Source organism: Paenibacillus paludis (assembly GCF_042610515.1).
Lineage (GTDB): Bacteria > Bacillota > Bacilli > Paenibacillales > Paenibacillaceae > Paenibacillus_AQ.
In genome coordinates, this window is sequence record NZ_JBGJZP010000009.1 from 120,370 (window position 1) to 132,825 (window position 12,456).

Here is a 12,456-nt window from a genome sequence, read left to right on the forward strand (position 1 = left end):
TACAGCCGTTCTGATGATGTTAAATGGAGAAGGGGAGTACTGGGAATGAGAACGAATTCAAAGACAAACAGCTTATTAACACAACTATTATTCTTAATGCTTCTTGCGGTAATTATGGTGACATCAGGCTGCAGCAACAGCAACAATAATAGCAGCACTCCAACGGCCGGTTCGAATAACACTGCCAATAATGAAGCCGCACAAGCAGCCAACGCTCAGGACAAGGTAATCACTGTTGCTATATCGGCTGATGCCGGTGTGGATCAGCTGGACGCCGGTGCCTATAAGGGCTCGATGAATGTGCATGCGATGATATATGACGGATTGGTGGAGTACGGAGAAAAGGGCGAAATCCTGCCGGCACTTGCGGAGTCCTGGGATATTTCCGAAGATGGAAAAGTATATACTTTTCATCTCCGCCAAGGAGTCAAATTCTCAGATGGTACGGAGTTTAATGCTGAAGCTGTTAAATTCTCCTTTGAACGCTGGATTAAAGATCCGGCCAATTCGTTGAATGTGGCTACAGCGATGCAATCTATTGATGTTGTGGATGAGCATACGATTACCATGACCTTCACCAAAGCTTATTATCCCTTCCTGACAGAGCTTTCCTTTGCAAGACCAGTACGGATGATCAGCCCTTCCGCGGTGGAGCCTGCAGGGGATGTTACCGGCAAATTCATCAAAGCGATTGGAACCGGGGCATGGATGGCCGAGAGCTTCACAACCGATCAGGAAGCCGTACTCGTCAGAAATCCCTATTATTGGGGAGAAATGCCGAAGCTGTCCACAATCATTCTGAAGGTCATTCCTGACCCGCAGTCCAGAGTACTGGCGCTGCAAAGCGGGGATATAGACATTGCCGGGGGACAAATGGGTAAGATTCCGGTGGAAAGTGTAGCCGTGATCGAAGCGGCTTCCTCACTGAGCTTGCAAAAAGCACCTGGAACAAACTCTCATTTCATGATCTTCAACTACAATACACCCGCTCTGCAAGATCTGAATGTGCGTAAAGCCATTAATTTGGCTATTAACAAAAAAAGTATCGTCAATGATCTGATGGATGGTATCGGCAGTGAAGCTAAAGGTTTGTTCCCGCTGACAGTTCCTTATGTGACGGACTCCAATAATACCTGGTACGGCTTCGATCCGGCGGAAGCGAAACAGCTTCTCGCGGATGCAGGTTATAGTGATTCAAACGGAGATGGAATTGTCGAGCAGGCTGGTACGCCGCTTGAGCTGAACTTTGTACTGCAGCAGGCTGAATTTCCGGAATGGAAATCGATCAGTGAGCTGATTCAGTCCGAACTCAAAGAGATTGGGATTGCTGTGAATCTTCAGGTTCTGGAGCCTAATGCCTATTACGATGCCTTATGGACAACCAAAGCTTATGATCTGATCATGTACCGGACCTACGATGATGCATATAATCCGCATGCGTTCCTCCTATCTCTGTTCCATGAAACTGAGGAAGCACCTGCTGTGGTCTGGTCAGATGCTGGACTGGAATCACTGATTGACACAGCCGTAGGTACAACCGATCTGCAGGAACGCCAGAGCGCTTATGACTCTATTTTCACCAAGCTGTACCAGGAGGCCATGTTTGCTTCTATATACTTCCCTGATGATATCCTGGCAGTGAACAAGAGAGTAACAGGGTTCAAAGCCGGGTATACCACCTTCTCGCCAATCTTCTGGAATCAGCTGGATATAGGTGGAGAATGATGTTGAGAGAAATTTCGAAATATTGGACCGCAAGCTCGGAGAGTTATGACAAAGTCATACAGACCCAATTCCGCAGCAAGACAACCATTAACCTGTGGAAGCAGCTGATTACAAAAGGCTTGAGAGTTAAATCCCATCAAAAGGTGCTGGATGTGGGAACCGGGCCCGGTTTTTTCTCCATCCTCTTATCGCAGATGGGACATCTGCCTACAGCCGTTGATGCATCTCAGGGGATGATCTATAGAGCTTCACAGAATTTTGAACATTTTGGATATAAAGTTCCTGCTTATGTCGGCGATGCTGCGGATTTGCATGCTGAGCTGGACGACAGCTTTGATGCAGTGGTTTGCCGGGATGTGGTATGGACGCTGCCCGATCCACAGAAGGCTTATGCCGAGTGGTACCGGATTCTGAAGCCTGGAGGGGCCCTGATTATTTTTGACGGTAATTATTTGTATAACGAGAGCAGGACTGTATTTCGCAGACTATGGTATGCCTTGTCTTGGACACTGATTCTGCTTACAGAGAAGAGAATCCGGCAACGGAGTAATCAGGATAAAAGTATGCTAAGCGAGCTGCCGTTTGTTAATGTACTGCGGCCTGAGGCCGATGAGAAAGCGCTGATACGGGCCGGATTCCGCAGCATAGATGTTCAGCGGAACTTTATTCCTGCCCGTGCGATGCCGCTGAATTATTTGAAATACGGCTACCAGAATGTAAACCGGTTCATGATTATAGCCAAGAAGGAGTGAATGATACATGAGTATCCAGCAGGAAGTAGAAACATATTGGGAAGGTGAAGCAGAGCTGTATAGTGAAGGCATTCAGCGGGAACTGAACGGATTCCAGCGGGAAGCGTGGCTGAAGCTTATCCTGGCGAATGCACCGCAGAAGGATAGACTGCATGTTCTTGATATTGGCTGCGGTCCCGGCTTCTTCTCTGTGATTCTCTCCAGTGCCGGGCATCTGGTCACTGCGGTCGACTGCACAGACAATATGCTGGAAGAAGCGAGAGCACATACCAGCCGGGAAGGTGTCACCGTTACTTTCCGCAAGATGGATTCACACAAGCTGGACTTTGCAGCGGAGAGCTTTGATCTGATCGTATGCCGTAATGTCACCTGGAGCCTTGCCGATCCGCAGTCAGCGTACAAGGAATGGAGAAGAGTACTCAAGCCGGAGGGAAGGCTGCTGGTTTTCGATGCCAACTGGAACCGTCATCTTTGGGACGAAGAGATGCAGCTGAAGCATGCCGAGGATCAGCAGGCCTACATAGACAGGGGTTTTGGTGAGCTTCCGCATCACAAGGATATCGAGGAGACTGACCGTCTGAGCCTTTTATTGCCGCTGACCAGAGAGTGGCGTCCGGAGTGGGATGTACGGACCCTCAAGGAAGAGGGTTTCTCCGCTGTATATACAGAAGAGAACCTGAACGCCATAGTGCTGGATGAGAAGCAGCAAGTATTGAACCGTTCAACACCGATGTTCATGATTTGCGCCGAGAAATGATAATGAGCAGCTATAATAATAATGAAATGAGAAAAAAAGCAGCGATTCTCTAAAGGAGAGTCGCTGCTTTTTGTATGGAATTTTCGTTTTCAGCTCAATCTTGGCAACGTCCAAGTTGGAGGGTTGTCCATTTAAGAATTTGATATCATAAACGATTGGTGTACCTCGGCTGGGGAAATTGTTGAATATCAAGTAATAATAAAAGAATATTCGGGGGAAAGGCCGGTTTCCGGATGGCAAGCCTTTTACAGATAGGCTCTGCTTCTGGAGCCGCGTTTTTCCAGAACGCTCTGTCCTGTTCGTCCGCCTGCAGGGCAAATAATTCATAGAAATGCGGCAGAGGGTAAGAGGGATCGCTGAAAGGAGTTTCAGGAACGAACTTAATCAGCTTGGTCGCCGGATCCCACATCGGATCGCCTCTCCGACATTCCGTTCTCCTGGAAGAGGTTTCTGTATTTTCCCGTATAGAAGGAGCCTTTTTTGAAGATGTTCATAACAATCCTCCATTGGATATGGTTTTCTCAAAGTCTAACATAAGCGGTGGTATAGAAATTAAAGAGTTTTCCTTGAAATTTATAGATGATTCAGGCCTGGTTCTCCACACCGCAAATCATTTCCGGAACATCTAAGAATAGATCAATGTTAAGTGGCTATATGTCATGGACTTCGATCAAGGTGCTTCACTATACTGTAATGGACAAACCGTGAAGCAAAAAAAATGTAAGGGTGATGGGTAGGAATAGGGTGAAAAATCATGTTCCGCACCGCTGACGGCTCTTTCGGCATTGTCGCGGTCAGAGTTGATGCATTGGGAGATGATGACGTAGAAAGCAGAGGGCATATTCTTCTGTGGACCTCCCCGGATCTGGTTACCTTTCATAATCATGGTCTGGTTCAACTGCACAAGGAGCTTTATGTCAAAGAGGCTGTTTGTGACCTTGATGGCACCGGTGAAGAATGCACGCATAAGCAGACAAAATTTATAAATGACAAGGGGGAAATTACGATGGCAAAAAAACAAGGATTCAATCCGTATCTCCCGTCTTGGGAATATGTACCCGACGGAGAGCCGTATGTTTTTGAAGGCAGAGTGTATGTGTATGGCTCTCATGACCGTTTTAACGGACACGCTTTTTGCTTGAATGACTATGTCTGCTGGTCGGCACCGGAGGACAATCTGGCCGATTGGCGGTATGAGGACGTAATCTACCGGACTACGGATGATCCGTTTAACCCTGAAGGCAGCATGTGCCTGTATGCTCCCGATGTCACCGTGGGACCGGACGGGCGGTACTATCTCTACTATGTACTGGACAAGGTTCCCGTCGTTTCGGTAGCTGTCTGCGACAAGCCGGGAGGCAAGTATAAGTTCTACGGCTATGTCAGATATGCCGATGGAACACGCCTTGGAGAGCGGGAAGGCGACGAGCCGCAGTTTGACCCCGGCGTACTGACCGAAGGAGAGAACACCTACCTGTACACCGGATTCTGCGCGTATGGAGACCAATCCAGACATGGCGCAATGGCAACGGTGCTTGGCCCGGATATGCTCACAATTGTCGAAGAACCTGTATTTGTTGCGCCGAGCCAGCCATACAGCAAGGGGAGCGGATTCGAAGGTTACGAGTTCTTCGAAGCTCCTTCCATCCGCAAAAGGGGAGATACCTACTACCTTATCTATTCCTCGATCTCCATGCATGAGCTGTGCTATGCGACCAGCAAGCATCCGACAAGAGACTTCACCTACCAGGGAGTCATTGTCAGCAATTGCGATCTTCATATCGATACGTACAAGCCGGGGGACCAGCCGATGTATTATGGCGGCAATAACCATGGCAGCATCGTTGAAATCAACGGAGAATGGTACATTTTTTATCACCGGCACACCAATGGGACGGCATTCTGCCGGCAGGGCTGCATCGAAAGGATTGAATTCCGCGGGGATGGCACTATTCCCCAGGTGGAGGTAACATCCTGCGGTCCGAACGGAGGGCCGCTCGAGGGCCGGGGGGAATATCCGGCATACCTTACCTGCCATTTGTTCTGCAAAGATCAGGAAATATACACCGGAGGCTTCGGCCGTACCGGAGCATGGATGGACAGCCGGTTTCCGAAAATTACCCAGGACGGCAGGGATGGCGACGAGGAAATCGGCTATATTGCCAATATGACGGATTCGGCTACCGCCGGTTTTAAATATTTCGCGTGCGAGGGAGTCACCAAAATCAAAATCAAGGTGCGCGGATATTGCCAGGGCGTGTTTGAAATAAAAACGTCGTGGGACGGACCGGTTCTCGGACGGATACCGGTAGGGTTTGCAAATGTCTGGAAGGAATACTCTACTGAACTAGCTATTCCGGACGGTGTACAAGCACTGTATTTTACGTATACCGGCAATGGCGGTGCCAGTCTGGCCTCATTTACTTTGGAATAATCCCAAGTGGATTTTGAATACTCTTTAAAAAGAATGCAGCGCTTGGGGTATACTCTGGTGCTGCCTTTTTTTCTCTTGCCGGTTGGCTGGTCCGATGGCTAAAGACCGGAAGAATAACTGGCCTTGTAGTCTGAAGGCGTCATATTCATATAAAATTTGAACCACTTGGAAAAATAACTGACATGCTGGTAACCGGACTCGAATGCGGCTTCCAATATATTGTATGATCCGGTGCGAAGCAGATTCGCCGGATCGGCATTTGCGGAATCGATCTGCACGCGTATCACGATATAGTATCGCTATGTTCAACACTATTAGGCAGATTAAAGGAGGGTACAAGCATGACAAGCATGGTACACAAGCAGCAGTTGTGGTACCGCCAACCGGCGGGAGAATGGAATGAGGCTTTGCCGATTGGAAACGGGCGGCTCGGTGCTATGATTTTTGGCGGTGCAGCCGAGGAGAAGCTGCAACTTAATGAGGATTCCGTATGGTACGGCGGTCCGCGTGATCGCAACAATGAAGATGCGCTGCCTCATTTACCCGAGATTCGCAAGCTGATTCTGGAGGGAAGGCTCATGGAGGCTGAGACACTGGCTGCAATGTCGATGGCGGGACTGCCCGAAGCGCAGCGGCATTATTTGCCGCTGGGTGAGCTACTGCTGTCATTCGGAGGTCACGAACAGCCTGCCGATGACTACAGAAGAGAGCTTGATTTGGAGTGCGGCGTATCCCGGATTAGTTACCGGATCGGTGAGGTTTGGTATACCCGCGAGATGTTTGCTAGCTACCCGGATCAGGCCATTGTCATTCGAATTTCCACCGACAATAAGGAAGGAGTTTCCCTGAAGGCGAGGTTTAACCGCCACAGCTGGAGATACCTGGAGAAAACAGAGAAATGGCAGAACAGCGGACTGGCGATGAGCGGAGATTGCGGCGGCAAAGGGGGCAGCTCCTTTGCCGCTGTCTTGAAGGCTGTCACGGAAGAAGGTATCTGCCGGACCATTGGCGAGTATTTGCTTGTGGATGGTGCATGCTCGGTTACGCTACTGCTGGCCGCAGGAACCACGTTTCGCCATCCTGATCCGGAGCTTTACGCCAAAAGACGGCTGGAAGAGCTGAGCCAGGTTCCATATGAAGATCTGCTGGCCCGGCATATCGCAGATTACCGCGGACTGTACGGACGAGTTGAGCTGGCACTGCCGGAGATCCCACATAAACGTGCTTTACCGACCGACGAACGGCTGAAACTGCTCCGGAAGGGAGAGGAGGATAACGGTCTGATAGCGACCTATTTCCAGTATGGCCGCTATTTGCTTATCTCCTCCAGCCGTCAAGGCTCCTTGCCCGCGAATCTGCAGGGTATCTGGAATGACAGCTTCACCCCAGCTTGGGACAGCAAATTCACGATCAATATCAATGCGCAAATGAATTATTGGCCTGCGGAAATCTGCAACCTGGCTGAATGCCATGAGCCACTGTTTGATTTGATCGAGCGGATGCGGGAGCCAGGGAGGGTCACAGCCAGGGTTATGTACGGTTGCCGGGGGTTCACGGCACATCACAATACGGATATCTGGGCAGACACAGCTCCTCAGGATACCTACCTGCCGGCTTCTTTCTGGCCGCTGGGCGCAGCCTGGCTGTGCCTGCATCTCTGGGAGCATTACCGGTTCAGCCAGGACCATTATTTTCTGGCACAGGCGTATGAGACGATGAAGGAGGCGGCCCAGTTCCTGCTTGATTATTTGATGGAAGACGCCGAAGGCCGGCTGATTACCTGCCCGTCCGTCTCCCCTGAGAACACCTATAAGCTGCCAAGCGGCGAGTCGGGAGTGCTCTGCGCCGGGGCTTCGATGGATTTTCAGATAATAGAAGCGCTGTTTGGAGCCTGCATCCGCAGTGCAGAGATTACCGGCAGGGACGAGGCGTTCCGCGAAGAACTCGCCTCCGCTCTGGAGCGGCTTCCCAAACCACAAATCGGGAAATATGGCCAGATCCAGGAGTGGATGGAGGATTATGAAGAGGTGGAGCCGGGGCATCGCCACATCTCCCATCTTTTTGCACTTTATCCCGGCGACTCCTTTAGCATGGAGCATACGCCAGAACTGGCTGAAGCCGCCCGGACGACGCTGGAACGCAGGCTTGCGAACGGCGGCGGTCACACCGGCTGGAGCCGGGCCTGGATTATTAACTTTTGGGCCAGATTGAAGGATGAGGGCAAAGCCTATGCAAACGTCCGTGCTCTTTTGGAGCATTCTACGCTGCCCAACCTGTTTGACAACCACCCTCCGTTCCAGATTGACGGCAATTTTGGAGGAGCGGCGGGGATTGCCGAGATGCTGCTGCAAAGCCATGCCGATGGAATCAAGCTGCTGCCCGCGCTGCCGACAAGCTGGAGCGAGGGGAGCGTCAAAGGCCTGCGGGCAAGGGGCGGATATACCCTCGATTTCACCTGGGCGGAGGGTCTTGTTACGGAAGCTGTTGTGACCTGCACAGTTACCGGTCCTTGCTGTCTGGAAGCTCCCGGTCTTGACCCCGTTTCGTTCACAGGAGAAGCCGGATGCTCCTATACGTTCACCCGGTAAGAAAATATATCACCTCCAAGACCATATTTACCTGCCAGGGTGTTTTTGTCTGTATAATAGAACAGTGCTGGCTGGGGTTGGCGTATTAACGCCAGCCTTTTTTCGCTTGGCAGGGACTTCGTTTGAGGCAAATCCATTTCCGCTATGCAATCGACGTTTCTTGAAATCGTTCTGCATCGCTTTTGCTTCACCCGCAGAAATAACTTTTCTGGAAGCCTTCACTCCATCCAATTTCGGTAATCCGGTATGGACAAGCCTTGTACTTTAGCAAGTCAAAGGAGTACATGAATAACAAGCGCTTACATTCTATCGTATTTTTTGGGGGGAAGAACTATATTTTATGAATTGGAAGCGCATTCTTGGGAGGTATAATTATAGTTGTCACCAGGTAATGAACCAATATAAGCAACTAGCCAAAAAGGGGAGGCATAACAAAATGCACAAAACGGCAAAACGTTCCGCCCAGGCAGTAGCAGCCGGTGTATTCGCGCTAGCACTGGCAGTGACCGGCTGTAGTTCGAACAGCACGAACAGCACGAACAGCAATACAGCCAATGGAGGAACCGCTAGTCCAGCGGCAAATGGGGACGATAATTCACCGGCAACGTTCTCGGTATTTATGAGCGGTCCCGGGCAGCAGCCTACAGCCGACAACAAGATTCTCAAACTGATCAAAGAAAAAACCGGGGTCAGCTTCAATATGGAATTTCTCGTGGGCGACCTGAAGCAGAAGCTGGGAGTAATGATTGCCGGCGGAGACTACCCGGACATTATGTCGGGCGATGACAAATTAATCAATGCCAAGGCTTACATTCCGCTTGAGGATTTGATTGAGAAGCACGCTCCAAACCTGAAAAAACATTATGCTGCAGTCTGGAATCAGATCAAGGATGAGACCGACGGCCACATCTATGTTTTGCCGAGCTATGGCGTATATCAAGGTAAAATCACTGAACCGACTTACCAGGGACCAGGCTTCTGGCTTCAGAAGGCCGTACTTGAGGAAATGGGATATCCGACACCGAAGACCCTGGATGAGTATTTCGATATCATTGCCAAATATAAAGAAAAACACCCGGATATGATCGGATTTGAATCGCTCAACTTCGACTGGCGTGTATTCCCGCTTCAGAATGCTCCTGAGCACTTGTCGGGCCATCCGAATGACGGGGCCGTTGTTGTAGACAACAACAAAGCGCAGATTTTTGCTGATAAGGATATTTCCAAGACCTATTACAAGAAGCTTAATGAAATTAACGATCAAGGTTTGATGGACAAGGAAGCCTTCGTACAGAACTATGACCAGTACTTGGCCAAAGTCGCAAGCGGCAAGGTCATCGGTATGTTCGACCAGCACTGGAACTTTGAAGATGGTGAAAAGTCCTTAATCTCCCAAGGCAAAATTGAAAATACGTATATCGGCTTTCCACTGCTCTATCCAGGCGCTGAGGAATGGTACCGTGACCGCGGAGCGGTCGGCACCAACCGCGGATTCGGGATTTCAATCAATGCCAAGGACCCTGTCCGGATTATCAAATTCTGGGATCAGATGATTACGGAAGATTGGCAGAAAACGATTCAATGGGGTATCAAAGGCGAAGATTATGAAGTCAAGGAAGACGGCACATTCTACCGGACGCCGGAGCAACGGGCGAACGCAGATAAAACAAGCTGGCAGGTAGCTAACAAAATCACAACCATGCATGGGTATATGCCTAAAATTCAAGGTACCTACAGCGACGGAAATGCAGGAGATCCAGGAACTCAGCCGCAGGAATTCTTCGACAGTCTGAAGCCTTACGATCAGAAAATCCTGAAGGCGTATAACAAGAAATCATGGTCTGAATTCTTCAAGGAACCCAAAGAAAATAATATCTACTTCCCTGCCTACTCCATCGTTCTTCAGGACGGTTCGGCAGCCCAGCTTGCGCAGTCCAAGCTGAATGACCTTCAGATCAAGTACTTGCCCAAGGCTATTATGGCCAGTCCGGCTGAATTTGAAGAGGTCTGGCAAGATTATGTCAAGCAGATTCAAAAGCTGGATATCAAGGCATATGAAGACCGGATAAATGAAGGAATCCAGTTGCGCATCAAAAACTGGAGCGTGAAGTAATTCAAAGCTGCAAACAGAGCGGGAAATCCTATTTCCCGCTCTTCATTAATCCGGATAGTATGGAGAGAATGATCTTACAGGAGGGGAACACTACATGTCTGATACCGTACTGGACAAACAGGTCAAAACACAGAAGACCAGAAAACGCAGAGTCGATCCGGAAATCGGTGTGAGCCTTAGCTGGAAAACGCTAAAAACGCAAAAGCAGCTTATTTTCATGTCCGTGCCGCTTGCTATTTATTTAATTATCTTTAACTATGCTCCCATTTGGGGCTGGCTGATGGCCTTTCAGAACTACCGCCCGGCGCTACCCTTCGGCAAGCAGGAATGGGTAGGCTTGCAGCAGTTTAAGTTTTTATTTGAAGATGAGACCTTTATGATGGTGCTGCGCAACACGATTGCCATGAGCTTTATTAACCTTGTGCTTGGTACTGTTACAGCAATCGGCCTGGCTTTGCTGCTGAATGAGATCAAAGTCAAGTTTTTCAAACGTATCGTTCAGTCAATTTCGTATTTGCCGCACTTCTTGTCCTGGGTTATCGCGGCGGGCATCGTTGCCACTTCGCTGTCGATTGATGATGGAATTGTCAATATAATCTTAATGAAGCTTCATTTAATTAAAGAACCGATTATGTGGCTCAGTGAAGGGAAATATTTCTGGGGCATTGTCGGGGCTTCGAACGTGTGGAAAGAGGTGGGCTGGGGTACTATCATTTATCTGGCGGCCATTACCTCGATCGATCCTTCTCTGTATGAGGCAGCGTCCATAGACGGCGCCAAACGTTTTCAGAAGATGCGCTATGTCACACTTCCGGGGATTAAGGCTACATTCGTTATTTTGCTGATTATGAACATCGGACATATTCTGGATGCCGGCTTTGAACTCCAATATTTGCTTGGCAACGGGCTCACTGTGGACTGGTCGCAGACCATTGATATCTTTGTACTGAAGTATGGTATTTCTATGGGGAATTACTCTCTGGCTACGGCGGCAGGGATCTTCAAAACCATCGTCAGTGTCGTTCTTGTATTCAGCGCAAATTATATCGCAAGACGCCTCGGCGAAGAGCGATTAGTATAGAGGAGGAAGCCCATATGAAAGCAGTGACGAAAAGTTCAAGCCGCATTGAGCCGGTTGTATTTCATACGATTAACACGATATTTATGCTCTTTGTGGTTGCCATCACGCTCTATCCATTCCTCCACACGCTGGCTGTTTCTTTAAATGACGGCAGTGACACTCTTGCCGGTGGAATCAATATCTGGCCCCGTGAATGGACCTTGGAGAACTATAAAGCCGTCTTTATTTCAGGGACGATTTATCATGCCGCTTTTATCTCTGTGTCCCGCACGGTGCTCTCTACAGTATTCGGCGTTTTTCTGACCACCATGCTGGCATATACCCTGGCGCAGCCGCAATATATTTTTCGTAAAAAAATCAGCATGCTGTTCATCCTGACCATGTATTTCAATGCCGGGCTGATTCCGAACTACTTCCTGATTAAAGAGCTGGGCCTGCTTCATAGCTTTTGGGTTTATATCCTTCCCAGCTTGGTCAGCGCGTTCAACCTGATTATCATGCGGACGTATATCCGCGGCCTTCCATTCAGTCTCACGGAGTCGGCGAAGATCGACGGGGCGGGGGATTTCCGGATTTTCTGGAAAATCATTTTCCCGCTGTGTACTCCTGTGCTGGCAACCATAGCTTTGCTCATTGCCGTTGGCGCGTGGAATAACTGGTTTGACACGTTCCTGTACGCATCATCGGATATCAAGCTGAGCACACTGCAATATGAAATGATGAAGCTGCTCGGTTCCATCATGAGTACGAATAATGATCCTTCGCTAATAGCTGGCAATCAGAACAATCAGGTGCAGTCATTGGTTACACCGGCTTCTATGCGTGCAGCCATCACCATTGTTACCGCCGTGCCGATTTTGTTCGTATACCCTTTCTTGCAGAAGTACTTCGTGGTAGGATTGAACCTGGGAAGTGTCAAAGAATAACTGGACGTATCTATTGAAATAGATCATAGGTGAATAATAACCGTTTCGGCAGCGACCGAAGCGGTTTCTCTTTTCAATAA

Annotated in this window: 9 protein-coding genes and 1 pseudogene; 8 read left to right on the forward strand and 2 right to left on the reverse strand. The window is 49.2% G+C overall.

The window, feature by feature from the left end:
- Positions 1 to 45: 45 nt before the first annotated feature.
- The 3 genes from ACAN56_RS18810 to ACAN56_RS18820 are packed head-to-tail and all read left to right on the forward strand — an operon-like array spanning position 46 to position 3,234.
- On the forward strand, positions 46 to 1,725 hold the full coding sequence (locus ACAN56_RS18810) for a nickel ABC transporter substrate-binding protein (RefSeq protein WP_379144918.1): 1,680 nt from the start codon (positions 46 to 48) through the stop codon (positions 1,723 to 1,725).
- Positions 1,725 to 2,477, forward strand: a complete 753-nt coding sequence (locus ACAN56_RS18815; protein ID WP_379144921.1) for a class I SAM-dependent methyltransferase — start codon at positions 1,725 to 1,727, stop codon at positions 2,475 to 2,477. Before ACAN56_RS18810 ends, ACAN56_RS18815 begins: the two co-directional genes overlap by 1 nt.
- Before the next feature lie 7 nt (positions 2,478 to 2,484).
- The gene (locus tag ACAN56_RS18820; RefSeq protein ID WP_379144923.1) at positions 2,485 to 3,234 is read left to right on the forward strand and encodes a class I SAM-dependent methyltransferase; all 750 of its coding nucleotides are present in this window, start codon (positions 2,485 to 2,487) and stop codon (positions 3,232 to 3,234) included.
- A 248-nt stretch (positions 3,235 to 3,482) separates the two neighbouring features.
- On the opposite strand, the pseudogene ACAN56_RS35505 reads toward ACAN56_RS18820, so the two are convergent.
- Positions 3,483 to 3,652, reverse strand: a pseudogene (locus tag ACAN56_RS35505) (glycosyl hydrolase family 8); the annotation flags it as partial.
- Positions 3,653 to 4,240: 588 nt separating this feature from the next.
- On the opposite strand from ACAN56_RS35505, the gene ACAN56_RS18830 reads away from it, so the two are divergent.
- Entirely contained in the window at positions 4,241 to 5,668 is a 1,428-nt protein-coding gene (locus ACAN56_RS18830) for a family 43 glycosylhydrolase (RefSeq protein WP_379145161.1), read from the forward strand.
- 98 nt (positions 5,669 to 5,766) lie between these two features.
- Here ACAN56_RS18830 and ACAN56_RS18835 read toward each other — a convergent pair whose 3' ends face one another.
- Positions 5,767 to 5,955 carry a helix-turn-helix domain-containing protein gene (locus ACAN56_RS18835; RefSeq protein ID WP_038589865.1) on the reverse strand — a complete coding sequence of 63 codons (189 nt, stop codon included), beginning with the start codon at positions 5,953 to 5,955 and terminating at the stop codon, positions 5,767 to 5,769.
- A 54-nt stretch (positions 5,956 to 6,009) separates the two neighbouring features.
- On the opposite strand from ACAN56_RS18835, the gene ACAN56_RS18840 reads away from it, so the two are divergent.
- The 4 genes from ACAN56_RS18840 (at position 6,010) to ACAN56_RS18855 (ending at position 12,376) form a co-directional block, all read left to right on the forward strand.
- Positions 6,010 to 8,256, forward strand: coding sequence for a glycoside hydrolase family 95 protein (locus ACAN56_RS18840; RefSeq protein WP_379144930.1), 2,247 nt, complete (start codon positions 6,010 to 6,012; stop codon positions 8,254 to 8,256).
- A gap of 436 nt (positions 8,257 to 8,692) precedes the next feature.
- Positions 8,693 to 10,369: a type 2 periplasmic-binding domain-containing protein gene (locus tag ACAN56_RS18845; RefSeq protein ID WP_379144933.1), complete on the forward strand. Its 1,677-nt coding sequence runs from the start codon at positions 8,693 to 8,695 to the stop codon at positions 10,367 to 10,369.
- A gap of 94 nt (positions 10,370 to 10,463) precedes the next feature.
- On the forward strand, positions 10,464 to 11,450 hold the full coding sequence (locus ACAN56_RS18850) for an ABC transporter permease (RefSeq protein WP_038589874.1): 987 nt from the start codon (positions 10,464 to 10,466) through the stop codon (positions 11,448 to 11,450).
- Between the two features lie 14 nt (positions 11,451 to 11,464).
- A complete protein-coding gene (locus ACAN56_RS18855) occupies positions 11,465 to 12,376 on the forward strand; it encodes a carbohydrate ABC transporter permease (protein WP_379144937.1) in 912 nt (303 codons plus the stop codon).
- Positions 12,377 to 12,456: the final 80 nt, after the last annotated feature.